Annotated in this window: 19 protein-coding genes; 3 read left to right on the forward strand and 16 right to left on the reverse strand. The window is 30.3% G+C overall.

The genetic code is table 11. From position 1 onward, the window contains the following. Positions 1-7: 7 nt before the first annotated feature. The 3 genes from JOP69_RS06505 (at position 8) to JOP69_RS06515 (ending at position 6,420) form a co-directional block, all read left to right on the forward strand. Positions 8-1,519, forward strand: a complete 1,512-nt coding sequence (locus tag JOP69_RS06505) for a RagB/SusD family nutrient uptake outer membrane protein (RefSeq protein WP_203395003.1) — start codon at positions 8-10, stop codon at positions 1,517-1,519. A gap of 145 nt (positions 1,520-1,664) precedes the next feature. Then, positions 1,665-5,033 (forward strand): VCBS repeat-containing protein, encoded by a 3,369-nt coding sequence (locus JOP69_RS06510; protein ID WP_203395002.1) that lies wholly within the window; start codon positions 1,665-1,667, stop codon positions 5,031-5,033. A 190-nt stretch (positions 5,034-5,223) separates the two neighbouring features. Next, positions 5,224-6,420 (forward strand): IS256 family transposase, encoded by a 1,197-nt coding sequence (locus JOP69_RS06515; protein ID WP_215602636.1) that lies wholly within the window; start codon positions 5,224-5,226, stop codon positions 6,418-6,420. A gap of 55 nt (positions 6,421-6,475) precedes the next feature. On the opposite strand, the gene JOP69_RS06520 is transcribed toward JOP69_RS06515, so the two are convergent. From JOP69_RS06520 to JOP69_RS06595, 16 genes are all read right to left on the reverse strand, one after another. Further along, positions 6,476-8,143, reverse strand: a complete 1,668-nt coding sequence (locus tag JOP69_RS06520) for a hypothetical protein (RefSeq protein ID WP_203394643.1) — start codon at positions 8,141-8,143, stop codon at positions 6,476-6,478. Between the two features lie 586 nt (positions 8,144-8,729). Beyond that, entirely contained in the window at positions 8,730-9,437 is a 708-nt protein-coding gene (locus JOP69_RS06525; RefSeq protein WP_203394642.1) for a pirin family protein, read from the reverse strand. A 173-nt stretch (positions 9,438-9,610) separates the two neighbouring features. After that, positions 9,611-10,048, reverse strand: coding sequence for a MarR family winged helix-turn-helix transcriptional regulator (locus tag JOP69_RS06530; protein WP_203394641.1), 438 nt, complete (start codon positions 10,046-10,048; stop codon positions 9,611-9,613). A 348-nt stretch (positions 10,049-10,396) separates the two neighbouring features. Further along, on the reverse strand, positions 10,397-10,645 hold the full coding sequence (locus tag JOP69_RS06535) for a glutaredoxin domain-containing protein (RefSeq protein ID WP_203394640.1): 249 nt from the start codon (positions 10,643-10,645) through the stop codon (positions 10,397-10,399). 3 nt (positions 10,646-10,648) lie between these two features. Beyond that, complete coding sequence (locus JOP69_RS06540; protein ID WP_203394639.1) at positions 10,649-11,182, reverse strand: NADPH-dependent FMN reductase; 534 nt, start codon at positions 11,180-11,182, stop codon at positions 10,649-10,651. A gap of 12 nt (positions 11,183-11,194) precedes the next feature. Beyond that, positions 11,195-11,590 carry an OsmC family protein gene (locus tag JOP69_RS06545; protein WP_203394638.1) on the reverse strand — a complete coding sequence of 132 codons (396 nt, stop codon included), beginning with the start codon at positions 11,588-11,590 and terminating at the stop codon, positions 11,195-11,197. After that, a complete protein-coding gene (locus tag JOP69_RS06550; protein ID WP_203394637.1) occupies positions 11,577-11,942 on the reverse strand; it encodes a DoxX family protein in 366 nt (121 codons plus the stop codon). The genes JOP69_RS06545 and JOP69_RS06550 overlap by 14 nt, the downstream gene beginning before the upstream one ends. A gap of 125 nt (positions 11,943-12,067) precedes the next feature. Beyond that, positions 12,068-13,066: a lipoate--protein ligase gene (locus tag JOP69_RS06555; protein ID WP_203394636.1), complete on the reverse strand. Its 999-nt coding sequence runs from the start codon at positions 13,064-13,066 to the stop codon at positions 12,068-12,070. A 416-nt stretch (positions 13,067-13,482) separates the two neighbouring features. Further along, positions 13,483-15,222, reverse strand: a complete 1,740-nt coding sequence (locus JOP69_RS06560) for a hypothetical protein (RefSeq protein WP_203394635.1) — start codon at positions 15,220-15,222, stop codon at positions 13,483-13,485. Between the two features lie 182 nt (positions 15,223-15,404). Continuing rightward, the gene (locus JOP69_RS06565) at positions 15,405-15,917 is read right to left on the reverse strand and encodes a hypothetical protein (RefSeq protein ID WP_203394634.1); all 513 of its coding nucleotides are present in this window, start codon (positions 15,915-15,917) and stop codon (positions 15,405-15,407) included. An 83-nt stretch (positions 15,918-16,000) separates the two neighbouring features. Next, the gene (locus JOP69_RS06570) at positions 16,001-16,354 is read right to left on the reverse strand and encodes a four helix bundle protein (RefSeq protein WP_203394633.1); all 354 of its coding nucleotides are present in this window, start codon (positions 16,352-16,354) and stop codon (positions 16,001-16,003) included. Between the two features lie 91 nt (positions 16,355-16,445). Continuing rightward, on the reverse strand, positions 16,446-17,681 hold the full coding sequence (locus JOP69_RS06575; RefSeq protein ID WP_203394632.1) for a DUF6638 family protein: 1,236 nt from the start codon (positions 17,679-17,681) through the stop codon (positions 16,446-16,448). A gap of 73 nt (positions 17,682-17,754) precedes the next feature. Beyond that, positions 17,755-18,339, reverse strand: a complete 585-nt coding sequence (locus JOP69_RS06580) for an NUDIX domain-containing protein (protein WP_203394631.1) — start codon at positions 18,337-18,339, stop codon at positions 17,755-17,757. Continuing rightward, positions 18,332-20,290, reverse strand: a complete 1,959-nt coding sequence (locus JOP69_RS06585; protein WP_203394630.1) for an AAA family ATPase — start codon at positions 20,288-20,290, stop codon at positions 18,332-18,334. The genes JOP69_RS06580 and JOP69_RS06585 overlap by 8 nt, the downstream gene beginning before the upstream one ends. A gap of 147 nt (positions 20,291-20,437) precedes the next feature. After that, positions 20,438-21,478, reverse strand: a complete 1,041-nt coding sequence (locus JOP69_RS06590; protein ID WP_203394629.1) for a hypothetical protein — start codon at positions 21,476-21,478, stop codon at positions 20,438-20,440. 274 nt (positions 21,479-21,752) lie between these two features. Further along, positions 21,753-23,093, reverse strand: a complete 1,341-nt coding sequence (locus tag JOP69_RS06595; protein WP_203394628.1) for a microtubule-binding protein — start codon at positions 23,091-23,093, stop codon at positions 21,753-21,755. Between the last annotated feature and the right edge of the window lie 68 nt (positions 23,094-23,161).

Consider the following 23,161-nt stretch of genomic DNA (forward strand, 5'->3'; position numbering starts at 1 on the left):
TAAAACTATGTATACAAAAAATAAATTTATAAAATATTTAAGCAGTAGCAGCATCACTATAATATTATTAGTGATTGCCGTTTCGTTACAAAACTGTGTTAACTTAGATGAAAATCCTACTAAATCGCAATTAGCTCCGGGGCAATTTTCATCCTTAGAAGATTTTAATCTAGGTGTAACAGGTGTTTATGGAAAATTACGTACTGCAGCACAATGGACTACCTTTAATGTTTTTGGTTGGGCTGGAGATGATATTACCACACACAAAGCTTTAAATAAAGCACCATTTAGAGAATATGATCAAATGAATGTTGCTGGAGACAATCCAAGGTCATTAAGTAACTGGAAAGATGTTTATTCTATGATTCGTGCAGTAAATGCGGTTATAGAAAGTGCTCAAGGATTAGAAGTTGCAGATAAAGATGGTTACAATACTCTTTTAGGAGAATCTCATTTTTTAAGAGGAACACTTTTCTTACACATGTCTAGAATTCACGGTAGAATCCCTTTACCTTTAAGCTCTACTCCAGATTTTGATATAAAATTAGCAACACAAATAGAGGTTTACGAACAAATTGAAGCTGATTTATTACTAGCAGAAAGTTTACTTCCTGTTATTTATCCTGATGTATTACCAGGAGCACCGCGTCCTAACAAAGGAAGTGCAGAAGCAATGTTATCTCGTTTATATATGAATTGGGCTGGTTTCCCTGTAAAAGACAACTCTAAATATACAGATGCCGCTAATATTTCTAAAAAAGTAATAGACAATCACGCTGCGCATGGTTTTGAATTATTAAGTGATTTAAATGATTTATGGGAAGTTGAAAATAGATTTAACGAAGAATCTGTATGGACAATAGCCTACAATAATCCTGCTGGCTTGGGTAATAGAAAATATGGTATTTTAGGATACCCTTCTGATGTACAAGGTGGTTGGAATGAAGTTTTTGCTGAAGTTCGTTTCTTTGAAGATTTCCCAGAAGGTCCAAGAAAAGAAGCTACTTACAGAACAGATTTAGATTGGAAAAACTTTAAAGACCAAGTGCAACCTATATTTACAAAAGTTGTTGGCCCTATTGGAGACCTTCCAAGTCAATGGTCTACAGATAGAAACGATTTTTATATGCGTTATGCTGAAGTTTTATTAAACTACGCTGAAGCATCTGGAAGAGCTGGAACAAATAGCACAGACGCCTGGGAAGCTTTAAATAAAATACGAAGAAGAGCTGCCGGAAATCCATTTAATACACCAGACCCAAGTGTAGATATTACTTCGGGTGATTTAGCCGAATTAGCCTTTACAGAAAGAAAATGGGAATTTGCAGGAGAATTTTTACGCTATAATGATTTAGTAAGAATGGAAAAAGTTGCGGAAGCATTAAGTGATGAAGCCCGTACTCCATTAGATACAAATATTCCAATAGCAAACCCTGTATTAGGTTCATTATCTTCGGATAATTATTACGCTCCAATTCCTCAAATTGAGATTGAATTGAATCCAAATTTAGGAAATTAAATTTAAAATAATTCTAGAGTTAAACGGTAAGATACACTTTATGTCTTACCGTTTTTAATGTAAAAAACTTTTATTCATCTATTTTCATCTTTAATAATAAGAGTTTTTACGTAATTTTATATTGTACTAATTATACTGAAAAACAATGTCAAAAATTCATTTATCAAACAACTCTATTTTAGTTAAATCTTTATTTATATCAATACTCTTTTTATTGATTTCTTGTGAAGAAAAACAAAAAAAAACGACGTCAGAAAAAATAGAAAAAAAACTATTTACAGAAGTATTATCCAAAGATTCTGGAATCGATTTTCAAAACTCATTAATAGAGAGTCCAGATGCCAATTATTTTCAATACAACTACATGTATATAGGTGCTGGTGTTGCTACAGCAGATTTTAATAACGACGGATTAGTAGATATTTTCTTTTCGTCAAATACATCAGACAATAAATTATATATAAATAAAGGCGATTTTAAATTTGAAGACATTTCAAAAAAAGCCGGAATTATTAAAAGAACAGGATTTGATACTGGTGTAACTATAGCTGATGTTAATAATGACGGTTATCTAGACATCTATCTATCTAGAGGTGGTTGGATTGATGAAAACCATCAATTTGCAAACATGTTATATATTAATAATGGCGATTTAACCTTTACAGAGAAAGCAAAAGAATTGGGTTTAGATGATGAAAACAGAACCATAAATGCCATCTTCTTTGATTATGATAATGACAACGATTTAGATGTTTTTGTTTCTAATGCAGGAGATATTATTAATAGAAGTCAAACAGATGTTATAGATCTTTTAGCTTTACAAAAAGATCCAAAAACCATCGCTCTAAAAGGAAGCGATCGTTTATATAATAATGATGGTACTGGTCATTTTACCGATGTTTCTATAAAATCTGGAATCTTACCAGAAACTGGGTTTGGTTTAAACCCGCAAGTTGCCGATTTAAATAATGATGGTTTTTTAGATATTTATGTGAATAACGATTTTAACATACCAGATTACGTATATCTAAACAATGGAAACGGCACCTTTTCTGAAGGTAGAGACAAAGTAATGAAGCACATGGCTTTTAATACCATGGGCGGAGATATAGCGGATATTAATAACGATGGTCTTTTAGATTTAATGACTTTAGACATGAATCCGGAAGATTATATTCGTTCTAAAACTACAATGGGTATGACTTCTATTGAAAATTTTGAATCTATGACAAAGTCTGGATATCATTACCAATACATGCACAATATGTTACAGGTTAATAATGGCAATGGTACATTTAGTGAAATCAGCAAAATGGCAGGAATTGGAGATACCGATTGGAGTTGGTCTTTATTATCAGCTGATTTCGATTTAGATGGCCACAATGATATTTTTGTAACAAATGGCGTTTTTAGAGATGTAATTGATAGAGATTCTAACAATAAAATTTTAGCTGCTTTACGAGCTAAAGGAAGAAAACCTACCAAAGAAGATTTCTTTGAATATGCTAAAATGCTGCCACAACAAAAACTAACCAACTATTTCTTCAAAAATAATAGAGACCTCACCTTTAAAAACACATCTGAAGAATGGAGTAACGGAAAACCAACTTTTTCTAATGGAGCTGCATACGCAGATTTAGACAATGATGGTGATTTAGACCTTATTATAAACAATATTAACGAACCTGCAACTATCTTAAAAAACAATGCTCGTGAAATAGAAAGTGGTAACTTTTTACAATTTTCTATCAAAGGGCCAAACAATAATAAATTTGGAGTTGGTACAATTGTTAATTTATATATGAATGATGGAGCTATACAAACTAGGCAACTAATTAATACCCGTGGTTTTTTATCTGCCGTTTCTAATAAATTACATTTTGGTGTACAGAAAGATACTAAAATTAAAAAAGCAGAAGTAGTTTGGCAAGATGGTAAACGCCAAGAAATACAGAACCCTACTATAAATACAGCTATTATTTTAGAGTATTCAAACGCTACAAATACTGTCGAATCAAAAGAAACAAAATCACCTACTTTATTTTCAGAAGAAAAATTTAAGTATGCTCACAACGATCCTTATTTTAATGATTATCACAAGCAAGTATTATTACCACACAAATTATCTCAAACAGGACCAGCTGTAGCTAAAGTGGATATTAATAATGATGGTTTTGATGATGTTTTTATTGGTGGAGGAAGAAAACAAGCAGGGAAATTATTATTAAGTACCGCAAACGGAAGCTTTAAAACTGCTAATATTCCTGATTTTATTAAAGATCAAAACCAAGAAGATGTTGGTGCTACATTTTTTGATGCAGACGGTGATGGAGACCTAGATTTATATGTAGTAAGTGGTAGTTATGAATTTGCTCGTTTGCCAAAAATGTTATTAGATAGATTATATATTAATAACGGAAAAGGAAAATTCAGCAAATCTACAACAGCCTTACCAGACATGATTTCCGCAGGTTCTATTGTTATCGCTAATGATTATGACAATGATGGTGACCAAGATCTTTTTGTTGGAGGAAGAGTAATTCCTGAAAAATATCCGTTTGCTCCAAAAAGTTTTCTTTTGGTAAATAATGATGGTAAATTTTCTATTGAAACGTCAAGTCTCGCACCAGATTTAGAGTTTATTGGTATGGTTACAGATGCCGTTTGGACAGATATAAATAATGATAATCAAGTGGACTTAATTGTTACTGGAGAATGGATGGGCATTGAAGTTTTCATCAATAAAAATGGCAAACTTATAAAAAGCAACGAGTATCCAGCATTAAAAGATGCCAAAGGTTGGTGGAATAAAATTTTAGTTTCTGATGTTGATAATGATGGAAATAAAGACATTATTGCAGGGAATTTAGGTACAAACTATAAGTTTCATGCATCTAAAGAAAAACCATTTCATATTTATACAAACGATTTTGATTTTAATGGTGTTCAAGATATTTTTTTAGCAAAATACTATAATAACAAACAAGTTCCTGTTCGTGGTAAAGGATGTACAGCACAACAATTACCGCATTTAAAAAATAAAATAAAATCTTACAATGAATTTGCCAATAGTGATTTAGAAGGAATTTTAGGCTCACGAATTAAAAGTGCTTTACACTATCAGGTAAATCAATTTAAATCTGGTATTTTTAAAAATGATGGAACAGGTAAATTTAAATTTGAGCCATTTTCTAATCATGTTCAAAAATCTCTTATAAATAGTATTATTTCTGAAGATGTAAATGGAGACAATATTAATGACTTAATTCTAGCAGGAAATAATTACATGTCTGAAGTAGAAACTACCAGAGCAGATGCAGGAACAGGTGTTTTATTACTAGGCGATAAAAAAGAGACCTATAAATACGTACCTAATATTTCTACAGGTTTATTTGCGGATAAAGATGTAAGAAATATGTTAATTCTAAAAACTAAAAAAGGAAAAAAATTACTAGTAATAAACAATAATAGCACGCATAATTTATATGCTATAAAGAGTGATTCTAAAAAATAAAAAGTACAACCATATTTAAAATAGCATATATTACAGTATTAATAACACACTAAAAAAGGTAATTTAAATTACCTTTTTTAGTTAATTCTTTAAATAAACTGGCACTGTCTCATAAAGTGTGTAAGTTTTAAAATCTCAGGTTAATTAATTAACCTGAGATTTTTTTATTAATTTTAAATTTTACATATTTATGAAACCAGAAGACATTTTAAACGAAGATTTTTTAAAGCAATTTAAAAGCGGATCAGAACTTACTAATTTTTTAGAACAGCTTCATAAGCGAGGCATAGAAAAAATACTTGAAGGAGAGTTAGATGCTCATTTAGACTATGGAAAGCATCAAAAAAGTAAATCAACTAATCTTCGAAATGGGTATACCAAAAAGAAACTAAAAACAACTTTAGGGGAGACAGAAATAAACGTTCCAAGAGACCGTGAAAGTTCTTTTAACCCAATGATTGTTAAGAAAAGAGAAAGTACCACAGAAGGTATAGAAAACATTATAATTTCCCTTTATGCAAAAGGGATGAGTAATAGCGATATAGAAGAACAAATACGAGAACTCTACGATTTTAATATCTCCACAAGCACTATATCAAGAATTACCGATAGTATCACCAATGATATTATAGCTTGGAAAAATAGACCTTTAGAAGCAACCTATCTTATAGTTTGGATGGATGGAATCGTTTTTAAAGTTAGAGAAAACTCTAAAGTCATCAACAAAACCATTTACATCGCGGTAGGTTTGAGAACTGATGGAAAAAAAGAAGTACTTGGTTTATGGTTAGGTAAAAATGAATCTTCCGCTTTTTGGATGAGTGTTTTAACCGACATTAGAGCTAGAGGAACACAAGATATCTTAATCACAGCAACCGATAATTTAAATGGATTTACAGATACAATTAAAACTGTTTTCCCTAATTCTGTTACTCAAATATGTGTGGTGCATCAGATTAGAAACTCCTGTCGTTACGTTGTTTGGAAAGATAAAAAAGAGTTTACCAGAGACATGAAACAAATCTATACTGCACCGACAAAAGAAGCAGCAAAGGCATCCTTAAAAGATTTTAAAGATAAATGGGATTCTAAATATTCTTATGCGATTAAAAGTTGGGAAAATAACTGGGATGAACTTACCGTTTTCTTTGATTTCCCTATAGAAATAAGAACTATAATTTATACCACAAATCTTATAGAAAATCTCAACGGGAAAATTAGAAAATATACTAAAAACAAACTCTCGTTCCCAACCGATGAAGCTGTCATGAAATCTGTTTTTTTAGCACTGAGAGAAAGTACTAAAAAGTGGACAATGCCAATTAGAAATTGGGGAGTTATACTTAATCAATTTTTAGCTATATTTGAAAACAGGATTAAACTATAAATAATTTAACCCTGAGTTTTTTAACTTACACAGATTTTAGGATAGTGTCAATAAACTACAACGAATTGATATAATCTTCTAAGTTAACATTTCTTTCGAGACTCATTTTTTTACGAATCCTATGCCTAACGGTATGTACCGATTCTACAGAAATACCAAGCAAACGAGCCATATCTTTACTAGAAAAATTTAATTTAATTAAGGCACATATCTTTTGATCTCCTTGACTTAGTTTTGGAAACTTCTTGAAAATAATATCGTAAAACTCTTTATTTACATCTATAAAACGCATTTTAAACTCTTCCCAATTTTTATTATTATTCACAGAAACAGTTCGTAAAACTTTATTTATTTCATGCACTTTAACTTTATCTCCACCTTCTCTTATTCTAGTTTTTAATTCTTTTAAAAATTCGTCTTTTTCTATTAACTGTAAGGCAGAAGCCGCTAGCTCTTTATTTTTTAATGCTAAAAGTTCTTTTGTCTTTTCAATTTCTAATTCTTTTGTTTTTCTTATCAACTCTTTTTCGATACTATGTTTTTCTCTTAAATATTTAAAAAAGAAATAGCCTAAAAAAAGTAAAAATATAATAGACCCTATTAGTATAATTCTTTGAAGTCTAATAATTTTATCTTCTTGTTTAAGCTGCTTTAAACGTTGCTCTTGTATTAACTTTTTTTGCTTTTCTTTTTTTAAACGATAATTGTCTTTAATTTCTAATAAAGATTGATTTATAGAACTTCTTCCATCAAAAAATAAGGCATCTAATTTTTTTGCCATATTTAAACTTTCAAATGCATTTTTATAGTCCTTTTTTTGCAAGTAAAGCTTTGTAAGTTTTTCATAAATTAAAGGAGTAAAATCTACATGACTCTTATTATCATTAGAAACTTTAATCGCTTTTCTATAAAACTCTTCACTCTTTTTAACATTTAACAAAGCAAGATTCATATCTCCTAAATAGGTGTAAAATAAAACAAGATATGTTGGTTGATTTTTTAAAAACCATGGATAAATATCATCCATAATTTTAATCGCTTCTTTGTTCTTATTTTTTTGACTTAATAAAATTGCTTTTTCAAAATCTAAATATGCCTTACCTCTATATTCTAAGTGCGTCAAAGGTAAAATTTTGGTTTCTTTAGAGAAAAACATATAGCAACTATCTAGATAAGTACTCGCCAATTTTGTGTGTTCTAGCTCTCTATTTGTTTTTACTAAAGCATAATAATAAGGTACTAATTCCCCTTTTTTAAGTTGTAGTTTATTTACTCTTCTCTTTTGTAAATCTAAAGATTTTTTTAAGTACTTAAAAGCATTTTTCTCTCGCTTATTATAACTATATATTCTACCTAATCGAATATAAATTATAGACTTTAGTTTATCGTCTTCCCTTTTATCATTCAAAATTAAAGCTGTCCATAAAGCATCATAAGAACTTGCATATTTTGCTGTATTTTCAAAAACATATGCTTTTTCTAATAAACTATAGGTAGCATTAACGGTATCTTTTAATTTAATATATTTTTTATAACTGTACTTAAATAAAGCAATTGAACTATCTGGATTCTGAAACCTCATTTCTAGACCTTTATTAAAAGCTTCTCCTGCACCTAAATTCTGAGAAATTAAATTAGGCGACCAAAAAATCAATAATAAAAAAAGGTTTAAAAGCACTTTTTTTAAAGGTAAGTAATTAAGAAAATCAATTGTTTTAATCATAAATTGTCATTAATTTTTAACGGAATTGAAGGTATAATATTTTTTTTATAAAAAGTAAATTATTAGAAAAAGTAATACCTAGTTTATACACACTAACTTTTTAACACCGTATTATCTTTATAATAATTATTTACTTATTACGTGTTTTTGTTTTAGAAAACGAAGGTCTATTATTTGTCTTTTTTTTTTACTATCTGTCAAAAAAAGAATAGATTCATAAACACAAACAAAGCAAATTTATCTTACAGACCAATATCTGTATCCATCAACATTCTTTTTGCCATATTTATTTTATATTGATTTAAAAAAGTGTGTTTGACATTAATAATTTCTGATGAGAAAAAATATTACAAGTATGTGAAAAATCTTTTTTATTTGAGCCTAATTATGACTTTATTTTACTCTTTTAAAACCATCTTTCTTTTTAATATCTGCACAATATTTCTTACCATCTTCATCCATTTTAAATCGATTAGCAAACTCTAAAAGGTTTTAATCTTTAAATATATTCATAATAATACCATATTTGTAGATGTTAAAGAGATGAACTTAAATACTGACTTCTAAACTTATCATTAAGTTTGCTTTAAGACATAGGAACATCAATAACCAATAATTTACTTTGTTTCGTAGCTGTTATAGAAACTTGGTTTGTACCAGTTATCCCAATCGCATCTCTTTTTTCTAGAAGTTCATTGTCTATTGAAACTTCTCCGTCTATTAAGAAAAAATAAGCTCCATTTTTTAACTCATAGGTTGTCTTAAATTCTTTGTCCAAATCAATCATAGAAATATAACCTTGTTGATTTATAGGTAAAGAACCTTCTATTTGCTTGCTTTTTGGAGAAACTAATACTTGAAATTTATTTTTTCGTCCTGCAGCCTCAAACATTTTTTGATTGTAATAAGGTGTTACATTTTCTGTCTCTGGAATAACCCAAAGTTGCAAAAAATTAACGGCAGCCATTTTACTGTCATTAAATTCTGAGTGTGTAATACCCGTGCCCGCACTCATTACCTGTACTTCTCCTACTTCAATGGACCGTTTGTTTTCCATACTGTCTTTGTGAGATAAGGCTCCTGAAATTGGAATAGAGATGATTTCCATATTTTTATGCGGGTGTGTTCCAAAGCCCATTTTTGGTTGTACAACATCATCATTTAAAACACGTAACATTCCAAAATTCATTCTTTCTAAATTCTGATAACTAGCAAAACTAAAAGTATGATGTGATTTTAGCCAACCATGATTGGCAAAACCTCTTGTTGCTGATTTGTGAATTATTTTTTTCATAATGATATTTTTAAATTACGCTTCTAAATATACTTGCGTTTATAAGGTATTCTTTTCGTTTATAGACTCTCTTTTGCGTTAGGGATTGAGGCATTTGTTGGAGCTCATTTTCTTTTTCAGAAAATAGCGACTGCCGAAAGCCCGCCCCTTTTTAGGGTAACGCCCAAATATTTCTACCTTATTTTATCTAACAGATTACTTAAAACAGCGGCTTCTTCTTCTGTAATATTTTCTAAAAATGACAGGTTATTGTTCTCATCTATACTTGACAATAAGATTAACCCTTCTTTGCTTATTTTAACAAAAACGACTCTTCTATCTTCGTCACAACGTTCTCTTTCTATTAAATTTTTATCGCATAATTTATCCATTAAACGGGTGGCATTTGGAGCTCTTTCTATCATTCTTTCTTTTACAAGTTGAACCTTAATTCTATCTTTTGCTCCACGTAAAATTCTTAAAATATTGTATTGCTGTGGCGAAATTCCGAAAGGTTTAAAAAACTCATTCTCTTTGCTACTTAACCAATTTGCAGTGTATTTAATATTGATTAAAGCCTTTAACTTATTACTTTCAAATTTCGATTTTATGTCTTTAGAAATGTCTCCCATGTCTCAGTATTCAGTATTCAGTATTCAGTATTCAGTATTCAGTATTCAGTATTCAGTATTCAGTATTCAGTATTCAGTATTCAGTATTCAGTATTCAGTATTCAGTATTCAGTATTCAGTATTCAGTATTCGAAAATTAAAAAAGGCACTTTTAATAACAACATTTATTCTTCTTTTTTTTAGTCATACGTCTTACGTCTAAATCTTTGTTTCTTGTTTCTTGTTTCTTGTTTCTTGTTTCTAAAACTTAAAAAAATAAACACATAGCAACATAGATTTAGTCTTATGTCATAAGTCATTTTTTAGTCCTAAGTCTTGTCTCTTGCCTCTTGTCTCCAAAATAAAAACTTACGCTCTTAAACTTAAATCTTGCATTATTTTATTAAACTCTTCTGTGGTAGGTGTTAAATACACTTTATCGTCTACAAACAACGTTGGATATTTTGCAACGCCATCATACAATTCTTTACTATGTTCTCTTGCTTCTGCATCTTTAGAAATGTCTTTATAGATATAAGGAACATCGGTTGAATTTAGAAAATTTTTAAATGCTACTGTATAAGCGTGTCCTGCTCTTCCGTATAAAATTATTTTCATTCTTTATTGATTTACAGCGTTTTCAAATTGAGTTACTTGCTCTTTTAAGCCTGCTAATAATTCGGCATTTACAATTGTACCTTCTTTAAAATTATCGTAAAAACTAGGTAACGAGAAAGGGATTAATTCTTTTGCACCTTGCCACGAAAATCTAGAAAGAGCTGTTTCTAATACAGATTGTCCTCCTCTTGCTCCTGGTGAAGTTGCCATTAATAATACGGGCTTATCTCTAAATACTTTTGCTTCGATTCTAGAACTCCAATCGAAAATATTTTTAAAAGCTGCTGTATAACTTCCATTATGTTCTGCCAAAGAAAGTATAAAGCCATCGTAATTATTTAACAATGCACTAAACTTAACTGCATCTTCTGAAAAACCGTTTTTTTCTTCATCCTCACTAAAAATCGGCAATGTATAATCTCTTAAATCGATGACATCAAAAGAAGTATTTTCTAAGTTTTCTGCAGCAAATGTTGCTAATTTTTTATTGATAGAAGTAGAACTTGTACTTCCTGCAAATGCTAATATTTTCTTCATATTTTTATTTTTTTACTGAATACGGCTAACTATTCTCGTTTCTCCTTTTATCATTCTTGCAACAGGACATTTGCCTGCAAAGACTAATAATTTTTTTCTTTGTTCTTCTGTAATTTCTTTTTCAAAGGATATTTCTTCCGTTAAATAAGGTCCGTTTTCATCTTTAAGCTCAGAAACGTTAACCGTTATTTCTCCAATATCCCAACCTCTTCTTTCTGCATACGTTCTTAAAGTCATTGAAACGCAACCGCCAATTGCGGTTAATAAATATTCTACAGGAGTTGCACCACTATCACCTCCACCTGCTTCAACAGATTGATCCATTGTAAGAAAGTGGTTTCTAATTTTTGCTTCCGCAAGAAAATTCTTGTTTGTTAAAACTACTTCGGCCTTTTTAACTTCTGACATTGGTTATTTTTTTATGCGTAATATAAGACGTAATTAAAAAGACCATAGCTGCAATAGAAGCTCCTTGTTCTCCATCTCCTATCATTACATGCGCAAAAAATGCAAAAATAAATGCGAAGAAAAAACCTGCATAGGCCCATTCTTTTATCGTTTTATTTGATAAAAACCATAAAGCCACTAAACCTAAAAGTTTTGCCGCTGCATAAGGGTAAATTATATATGTTGGATACCCAAAATTGGTGAACATACCTGCTACTGCTTCATGATTAAAAATATACATTCCGGCAGAAAAAAGCATAATTAATGTTAATAATGCTGTGGAGATATAATATATAATTTTTGTCGTCTTCATCTTAAATGGTTTTTAAATTCTCGACAAAATTACAATAATTACTTTTATTTTCCAAGGAAAATAAATCCAAGGAAGTATTTTTAAATAAAACTACAGCACTTATGAACCAATTAATTTAAAAAAAATTAATCATTGCCATATACAAGGTCTATAAATTCTGAATTTTCTAATTTCCCAAAATAATCTGAAATAGTTACCTCATGTAACTTCTTAGTGATTTCATTTTTATCATAAGGAACACCTATTAACAAGTTTTCAAGATTAACAACGGGGTGTCTACCAAAGAAATCTCCAAAAATTTTAAAGTCAGAAATATGTCCTTTTTCAACAAAAATACGCACATCTATCTCTCCTATTGGAAAGCGTTTATTGCGTTGTATATTAAACTTTGGTGAGTTTCCAAAATTCCAATCCCACAAATCATATTTTGCTGCTTTTAATTCTTTTACAGCTTTCCACTCTGCTTCGGTTAATTTATGAATTTCAAAATCTTCTTTAGCTTCATACAAACCTGTTAGTAATTGCTTTTTAAAATGATCCATTGTAATAGGTTCTTTTAAAAATTTACTAATATTTGCAACACGACTTCTAACCGATTTATGTCCTTTAGATTGAATTTTACTCATTTTTACTTGAAGTGCTTTCCCTACTTCGCTCATATCTGTATCGAACAATAAAGTACCATGACTAATCATTCGTTTTCCTGTAGAAAATTGAGCTGTTCCAGAAATTTTCTTTTCATCAACTAGAATATCATTTCTACCTTTTAACTCGGCATGTACACCCAATTCATTTAAAACACGAATTACAGGTTCTGTAAACTTTTTAAAATTACTAATACTTTTTCCGTCGTGATTGGTAATAAAACTGAAGTTTAAATTTCCTAAATCATGATAGACAGCTCCTCCTCCAGAAATACGTCGAACTACTTTTATATCGTTTTTATCGATATATTCTTGGTTAATTTCTTCTAAAGTATTTTGATTACGACCAATAATAATGGAAGGTGCATTAATATAAAACAATAAATAATCTGTTGAAGCATCAAAGTTTCTTAACGCATATTCTTCTAATGCTAAGTTTAGTTTAGGATCTGTACAACCCTCATTATCAATAAAAATCATAGAATTTGTCTATTTATTAGGAATAATACCAAATAAACATCAAAATGATCGATTAAATTCGTTGCTTTTTCCTTAATATTTTAATATAAAATAGAACTATAACTAAGGCTATGATTAGATTTTCTATTTCATATTAAGAAAAAATAATTCAAATTTATCATCAATTATTTTAAAATTCATTTGGTATAACAAATATAAAGATTTTCTAAAACTGTTTTACGTATTTTAAACCCTAAATAATACAGAAAAATCGTATTTCAGAATCAGAAAAAAGCCAACTTATATAAAAAAAACATTGTCTATTTTTTATATAAGTTGGCAAATATGTTTAGCCCCGATTGAATGGTATGTTTGAGCTCTTTTTTGTTTTTTCAACAAAAAAAGCGAGTAATGAAAGCGGGAAATAGCTACAAAAACTATTGATTATTCTTTATAGAATCTATTTTCTTTTGAAGTTTTTCTATTTCTAATCGTTTTTTATCTTTTGCTGAGATTAACTTAATAGAGTCTAAAATTTGCTGATTTTTATCTAGGTTAGAAATTAATTTAATAGAATCTAGAACTTGTTTATTCTGCTCTAAAATAGATTTCTCTTTTTCGAAATATAGATTTTTTCCTTCGCTAGTTCTCCACGCTTCATTTAATTGGTTGTAAACCTCTTCATTCCAAGTACTTGGTTTTTTAGCGTTTATCCAAACTACGTCTCTGTATTCACTATCTACCAAAGCTAAATCTGGTGTTGCAGAACCATCGAATTGTTCTGGATTATCGTCGCTAATTGTAGAAACCGTACCTAAGAAAAACATGCGTTTTCTACCTGCAATATTTTTAATATAAGGTCTAAATTCTACGGGAGTATTTGAGCTCCAATCGTACTCTTTTTTAGATTCTTTTACCTTTAAAGGCATTGCAGAAACCCCTGCATATCCTTGTTTTTTTGATGCATGATCATAATAATACAACTTGTCTGTACCATCTGCCGGAATAAAAACACTGTAACTTAAACTGGTTCTTTCTTTACCCACAGGCTCTAAACCAAACCAGTGATACAAACCACTATAAGCTGGCGTTTTGGCATCTGAAAAATCGAAATCGGTAACATAAGGTTGTGCGTTTTGATCTTTTGGTGCTGTTGGAATTTTAACAGCACTTTCCATGTTCCAAGGTAATGGATCCGAAAATCCTGCTAAAAACTTTAAACTTTCTGCTTGTAAACGAGATACGCGTTCTGCTAATGTGTTTTGTTTGGTTAAATAGGCATAATTTTTGGTTTCATCTGGCGAAATATAAGTTCCTTTACCAATGGTAATTCTTTCTAAATAATCGGCCATATCGTGTTCTCCGTTGTCTATGACCATTACGCCACCAAAAGTAGGATATGGAAAAAAGAATCCTTTCCATTTAATTAAACTAACCACTTCTACCCAAGCGCCTTTATCATTTTTCATGTAGTAAGTATCGCTTGGTTCGTAATTAAACAACATCCAAGGATTAAAACGCTGCACTACGGCATTGTAAGTATTTCTACTAAATTTTAAAGATTCTCCGATAGAAAAGGTAACCGGAATTCTGTTTTCTGATGAAAAACGAGGAAAAGGTGTGGTACTAGACACAGAAAAGATTTCTTCTGTATTGTCTTTTAATCCTTGCCAGTAATACTTTTCTGTTGGCTGTATGGCCATTGTCCATTGGTTCTTCCCATCAACTCTTACCAAATGTGGCAAAGAAACATCTTTGGTTTCGCCAACAGACTCGTTTGCCATAGAAAAAATGTTTCTTAACGGCTGAATTCTTTCGTTTTGTGTTAGCGGTAAATCGTTAATTTCAATTTTATTTAAATCGTTAAATACGTTGTAGGTTTTCATATAATCGTAGAATTTCATGTTCCAACCTACATAGTATAGAATACCGAAAAAGATGGATAAGAAAAATAAAATTCCGATTCTTTTTCCGACACCCACAGATTTTCTAAAACCTCGTAAACCTAAAAACAAGACTACAAAAGATAATAAAATGATGAAAATAAATTTTCTGACAAATATTAATCCTGGTTGATAATCGTCTCTAAAAAAGAACAATAATCCCAATAGTATTATAAAAAAGATAATGACTCTTTTCTTTTGCTTTGCTCCTTTACTCCAATAATTTTTAATCATAATTACACGTTTAAAGTATGAAGTTTGAAGCTGGAAGTTTCTTACTCATACTTACTATTTTATTCTAATTAATTTTTTGTTGTCATTGCGAGATTTTTGACAAAAAGTCGTGGCAATCTATTTATTTATAATACCAATTTATAGATTACTTCGTCGTAAAAACTCCTCGTAATGACGAATCTTTACAATAATCCTTTATCTTTCAATCGTTCTCTTGCACTTTTCTCGTTTACTTTAGGAGCTTCTTTTGTTACCTCTACTTCTTTGGCCTCCTTTGTTTTAAAATCTTCAATAAAATCTTTTCCTTTCTCTACAACTTCATTAAATTTTTCTTCTATAGAATCTGTTTGCTCCTCTATAATTTCTGATGATTTAAAAACGGCTCCTGCAATATACGTTCCTATCAAAGTTCCGACAATCATCGATGCAAACAATGAAATTGTTGCATAATTTATGGGAATTAAAAATTGCACAATTAAAATTCCGATCAGAAACAAAACAGCGATATATACAAATCTTAAAACAAAATTTTGTTGAAACACAAATCCTTTTGTATCGGTATCTTTCATTTGTAATTCTTCTGAATTCATTAACTTATTGAAAAACAAATAGATTTTATTAGTTCTAGATTCTCTCCAGTAAATAACAACTCCAAATAAAATTGCTGCGATAAATATGATAATTTCTAATGTCATGGTTTTAAAAAGTTGGAAGTTGGAAGTTTGAAGAATGAAGTTTCTTACTCATGCTTAAAAACACAACTCATTATTATTATTTTTTATTTTATTTTATTTCTGTATGCAATTGTCATGTTCATTAAATCGAAACAATTTTTATAATATCTATCAAAATCTTTTTTTGGTAGATAATTTCTTCTTATTGCTTTATGCAAGCAAGTTACTACTTCTGCTAAAGAACGAATTGAATATCCTAAAAACTTTCTGTATTCAGCATTTGATTGTAAAATAGAACCTTCTGAAGTATTCAAAGCCACAGAATCTGCTGCTCTTCGTAATTGAGAAAACAAATTATAAATTTCTTCTTTCGGAAAATTCTTTACAAGCAAATTCATTTCTTCGCCTAAATCCATAGATTTTTGCCAAATAATTAAATTTTCAAATTTAAAACTCATTTCCTTTTCTTTATATAAATATACTAAATTATCACTTTCTTCTTCATGCTACTTTCTTCATTCTTCACACTTCAAGCTTCATTCTTCAAACCTAAAACCCACTCTTAACTGTTTCTATTACCCAATCTTGTGTAGCATCTTCTAAGGTTTTAAAAACTTCGTAAAACTGTTCTTTATCATACCAATACAAAAATAACACGTCTTTTGGCGCAATATTAACCAATAAATACCAAATTAAATCTTGATGATTAGGTCTTAATGATGAATGCGGTTTGTGCAGCGCAATATACATTTCTCCATCAATAATATCTTTCGGATTTGTGTTTTTTGAAATCTTCTGTTTTTCTAAATAGCGTTCTAATCCCATTACTTTTTTTCTTGATGAAATATCAATTTTATTTAAATAGCTTTTAAATAAAATAGGTTCTTGCAAAATATCTTTTATGGGATGTGCTGTATCTTTTAAATAAGATGAAAACATATATTTCTGAATCCTTTTATGTCTTTTCTTAGTTGTTTCTTCTGTTAAATCTAACTCTAAAACATTATAACTGATTAATTTCTCAATCATTTCTGTGTGTGAGATATGATACATTAAAACATCATACGTAGTATCTTTTATAGCTTCTTTGTACGTTGCCTCATTTTCGAAAATAAGCACAGAAGTTACTAAATCTCTTAATAAATAAACGCCACCAAAAGCTTTTGTATAAAAAGAGTCTGTTGTAAATGTTATTTCTTCGACACTAAGATTTCGTTCCCTTAAATCACCATATTTTTTTGCTGATGTTAAAAGTTTTTTATGAATATCTTCATCAATAAAATTGTTGTCAGCATTAAATAAAGCTATTAACTTTAATTGTTCTTCCTTGGCTTTACTTAAGTTATCAATTAAATGAAACTTAATGGTAATGTCTTTATACCTTAAAACATCTAAAGGTTCATAAAAAACATCTATTTTTTGATCAAACTCTACACAAATAGCCGAATCTCTTGTAATATCATTAATCGTTTTCTCGTGCTTTTTAAACACCGTTTTCATCAATTCTCTATCAAAAGAATTAAACGGATTATACACCGGTAATCCTTTTTGTTTTGGAGTAATAATTATAGCATACGTATTAGATTCTCCATTATTTAAATAAAAAGGTTCCTTTTTTTCTTCTGCTATTTCCGGACTCCAACCTACTCCATCTATAGTAAATGAAGTTAACTTAGTAGCAGTAAAACCTAGTTTTACGAGACATTTATTATAACGTTCTACTAGTTTTCCGCTAACAGAAATAGATTCGCTTCTGTATAATTTTGCTTTTATTAGTTTTTGCATTTTTTAATTGTTACACAGAGTTTCACTGAGAAAGCACAGAGATACACGGAGTATTTTAATTTTTTACTTTTTATTATCCTAACAATTTATGAATAATAGCATATTGCAACAAAACAATGGTTCTTGTATCTACTATTTCTCCTTCATTTAGCATTCTTACAGCTTCCGTAAACGGAATTTCTAAAACTTCTATGTCTTCGGTTTCACTTTCTAAACCTCCACCTTCACTCACTTTCATATCGTCTGTATATTCACCCACAAAAAAGTGCATTTTTTCTGTTAATACGCCTGGTGATGAATAGCCTTCATATACTTTTATGACAGATTTTAAACGGATTCCAACTTCTTCTTCTGTTTCTCTTATGATACATTGTTCAGGATTGTCTAAATCTAATAAACCCGCAGGAATTTCAATTAAAAACCCATCTTTGTTATCATGTAAATAAATAGGCAATCTGAATTGTTTGATTAAAACCACTGTTTTTTTGGTGGTATTGTACAACAAAATCCCTGCTCCATGTCCACGTTCATAGACTTCTCTCATTTGATGTACCCAACTTCCGTCGGACATTTGATAATCGAAATTAAATTTGTTTAACGTGTAATAATTATCTGATAATAACGTCTTTTTACTATTTTTTATTCTGATGTTACTCATTCTCAAAAGTTTTTCTTGCTTGCAAATCGATATTCATTTGGTTGACTCTCGAATCTACTTTTCTCTTAAAATCTGTATCTGCAATGGTGGCAACATTGTCTAAATAACGCACCACTTCTTGTCTTCTTATTTCAGAAAAATTAAGTCCTTTCATATTGCTTTTCATTAATTCTTGCAACATATTAAACTTGGTTTCATATTTCTGTTTGAAATAAATTTCAGGATTTTCGAACCAATCTTGTTCTAAATCAAAATCTGTTAATCGCAATGAAATTGCAGATTGAATATTACGTACATCTCTCGATGAAAAGAACGGAAATATTTTCTGAATTTCTTTATACAAAATAGCAAAGAATAAATGCTCATTAGATCTATGGTTTTTCTCTGCTCTGTCATAAGCTTCTAAAACCCTTACTTCAGATGGTTTTTCTATAGAACCCAAAATTTCCCCCATACTTTTTGTCAATCCTTGGTCTTTTAAAAATTGATAATTAGAGGGGTCTTGCATGTTCACAAAATCGGGCATTGTTTTTTCAAATTTCTTCCACCAAATATAATCTTGGTCTAAAAAGTCGTGTTCTGTTCTTGCTCCATCAATTTTAAATCTTCCTTGTACACGAGAAATAACTGCCTTATCTAACATTTCTGGTAAATTAGTAAATAATCCGATAGATGAATTTCCATAATTTACAGCATAAGCGCCTTCTGTGTATCGTAAGAAAACACCGATTACTTCTTTTACACCAGCAGAAACTCCTTGAGTTGTTCTTTCTTGTAAATTGTTTTCTGCATCATCAATCGGCGCAAAAATTAATTTTGTTGGGTCTTGCATTGGCTTCATCCATTCTACCATTTTTTCTGCAGATCCTCCTTGAAAAGTAGAAATTAACGTGTCTGGCATTGGATGAAATAAAAACGGAATGTCTAAATTATCTGAATGTTCTTTTAGTCGGGTTGCAATAGCTGCAATTAACATACTTTTTCCTGTTCCTGGAATTCCATATCCCATAAAAACAGGCATAAAACCTCCTAATTCTTGAAACGGATTCTTCTTTGCTTCAAAATCGTAACTCAGCATTCTTTCTGTTAATCTACGTGCAAAATGTTTGGCATCTTTATTCCCTACAATTTGCTCGAACTGAATTTTATTGAACTCTATACTTTTAGCAGTTCCAGAAAATGCATTATCCCAACCAGAAACGGCAAAATCAGAATTTTCTAATTTATACGTTCTGTCGATAATGGTTTCTGTGTATTCTAAACTGCTTTTTCTAAGTTGAATTTCATCAATTAAAGCCTCGTAAAAAACCACCGTAAAATCAATCACATCCTTGTCCGATTTTACAATCTCTGGATGTCCTAAATATTTATCAAAATAAAACAAAGAACACGCTATTCCTTTTAAAGGTGATAAAAGCGAAACTTCTGGAATACCTGCAAACTTTTGCTTCATTACCGATAAATCATCTGAAGCATGTGGTTTTAAATCATGTAAAATTTTATAAGAAGTCGCAAATAATTGAAAAGCTGTTGCTGTTTGCATCTTACTTTCAAATTCTCTTTTTCCTTGAGAATCTAAAGCAGATTTTCGTTCATGTAAAGATGATAAACCAGATGAATCGTAATAATTATCTTTAATCCAAATACCTAAAGTGAGTCCTTCTTGCACTGCATACAAAGTCTGATTCAAATACACAGGTATTGCTATAGAATCTGGTAATAAGCGCTTTTTTAGAGCTAAAATAGTTTTAGAAACTGAAGTAACCTCCACATTACTTCCAGAATTAGCTCTTGATAAATACAATAAAATTGATTCGTCTTTTGCGTCTTTATCTTTATTCTTTGCTCTGTCACTTTGTTCCCATTGAATACTTTTTAAATAACCAGAAGCTTCATCTCTGAGCATGTCTAGTTCATTTTGTTTTATTGGAAAAGTTGAATTATGATTCATGATTAAGTCTTCGGTAAGCAGTATTCAGTTGGCAGTAAACACTGCTTTTCTTATACCAGGTTATTTTTCTATTTCTAATTTTCATTTTTCAGACCTCACAGGTTTTAAAAACCTGTGAGGTCTTGGTCTTGTTTTTATTTTCAAACTCTATTTCACCTTAATTTTTAAACTCGCCAACTCAATCGGTGGTTTTGCCAATTTATCTAAAGTTCTTGGTGTCTGATTATACAATAATTGAATTATTCGATGAGGTGCTAAAACGTATTTTTGCTGAATAACTTCACTCCATTTCTGCATGGTTTGCTTCGAGAAAAAACTTCCTTCTGTAAACGTATCGCCAGAAAAAACCTCATCTATTTTTAAGGATAAAGCATACGATTCTAAAGGAATTTCTTTCTTAGCAATTCCACCTAAAATAGTGTGTGTAATTTCGTTTTCGTCTTTTGCAAAGACATTATGAAAAGGTCCTAAATCTATTCTTTTTAGATGCTTTGGTTGAATATCCGGTAATTTTCGATCAATATTATATGCCATTGTATCTAAAGACATTTCTCTATCGGCACTTTCTTTTAATACTTCGTAAATTTTTTCTTTGTTTATTTTACCATCGTAATCAAAGTATAAATAACATATAAAAGGTCGGTTATGACTTACATCGTAGAAACTCCAACTAGTCATATATTGATAATTTTCTCCTTCCTTTGCTGTTGTAATTTTACCTTGTACAAAACGGTTGAAAATGTATTTTTTTTCTACGGATGTATAATAAACAATAGAAGAAGCTTTAAACAAATCTAATCTTCTGATCGGTTGTTTTTTCTGTAAAAGTGTATTTAAAAATTCTGCTTTTAGAATCTTTGTATCCTTCAAATTATCGACATAATCGTTTTTCAACTCTAAATCGTTGTACAAAAACCGGAATTCTAAATAATTTGGGAATCCGGAATCTGTTAAATCGACTTTCATATTATCTTCTTCGTCGTACATATATTTAATACGCATGGCTTCGATAGAATATAAAAGTAAATCTGAATATTGCTTAAAAAGTAACAACTCTTGGTGTGTACATAATTGTTCTTGTTGTACACTTACAATGAGTTCTTTTAATACAAAATCTACCATTTTATGGTAAAAAACATATTGTTCTTTCGAGTCTAAAAGTGCAGAATCTAAAGGTGTTGTAATCATACTTATTTTAGTTTTCAGTATTCAGTTACAGTTTTCAGTTTGTTTCTAACTGTAAACTACTTCTGTAAACTTTTTACTATATTTTTAAAATTTTAATTTAATTAACAAACTAGCCTGCGTTAAGGATTGAAATGGCATCCTTTTTTCTTTTTCAGAAAAAAGATATAATGGAAAGCCTGACCTTCTTTTGCTTTTCTCAAAAGAAGGAAACGCCCAAATCATTATTCTGCTTATCAATAAACAGATTGCTTCGTCATTCTTCCTCGCAATGACGTTAACTTAACAAATCATCGTTAGAAGTAGCTGCTTTTGGTTTTGCTGCCGGAGCATCATCACCTTTTGGTACAGTTGCATCTGCTTTGTAATAGTCTTCGAAAATTTCTTTCATGTCTATTCCGTAACGGTCTGCAAAGTTCTTTTGGATGTCGATATCTTTCTCTCTAATTTCATGCAAAGCCTCTGCGTAAGAGCTATAAACACCAGTCATCACTTTTTCGTGCACCGGAATATTGTCCATCATTTCTTGACGTGCTCTAGCACTTGCAGAATGCATAGATGCTAAAGTTTCTCCGATATGCTCATCTGTTTTTACACCTAAATGCTCTAAAATTGCGGCAAATTCTTGATCTGTTCTTGCTTTTAACGCAACCACATAACCATCGTAATACTTTAATCTTTCTTCAGTATCCGACTTTAATTTTGCTCTGTGTGTTTGTAAATTAGAACGTAAAGAAGTCAATACTTTAATAGTTAAATTATGCTTGTGCACAAAACTATCTTTACTTGCAGCTAAGGTTGTATAAGCATTTTTAAGTCCTTCTAACTCTTCTACTTTTTGCTCTATAGTAGTCATTTTACCAATAGCTTCTGAATAAGCAGTAGATTGTTTGTCTGCAATTTCTTCTAATTCTTGACGAGATTGTTTTAACAGCGCATATTGTTCTTCTAATTGACCTTCTACTTCTTTCTTTTTTGCTAACGCTTTTGTATGGTTTTTAGAAGCCTCTACAATGGCATCTTTTAACTTCTCCTCTACTTCTTTAATTTCTACTTCTCTATTTTTAAGGCGTGTAACTGCTGCTTGTGATTTGTAAGAAAGCTCGCTTAACAAAGTCTGAATATCGGCACTTTCTATACGTTGCTGAAACAATGCTTTTGCCTGATTATCTGCACCTGCACGTAGTTTTTCTGCTGCAGCAAATTCTATTTCTTCTTTTTTAATCTTCGATTTTCTTCCCCAAAGATTATTCCACCAAGTATCTGCTTTGTTTTGGGCATCTTCTAATTCTATTCTTGCTCTTTCTAATCCTTTTTGAGCATCGTCAATCACTTTTTGTTCTGATGGATTTAAGGCCGAAAATTTTTCGAACATTATACCAACTTCATCTTGGTAATCTGTTAAATCTTTAATAGCATCTAAAAGCGTACTTCTGTCTTTTTCTGCCATGTGCACAACATCATCTAAGGTTGCGTTCAATATTTTCTGACGAGATTCTGGATCGTCTTCTTGCGCCAATTTAGATTTCATGGTGTCAATTGCTTTTCCCCAATTTACATCTACTTTTTCAGTTTTTTTGTTAGCACTCGTTTCTAGTAAATCAAAATCATCAGACATAGTATTTTTATTTTTTTTAGTTGAATATTTTATTAGACAAGCAATTTCGTTAAAAATTTTGAAATAAA

Source organism: Polaribacter sp. Q13 (genome assembly GCF_016858305.2).
Classification (GTDB): Bacteria; Bacteroidota; Bacteroidia; order Flavobacteriales; family Flavobacteriaceae; genus Polaribacter.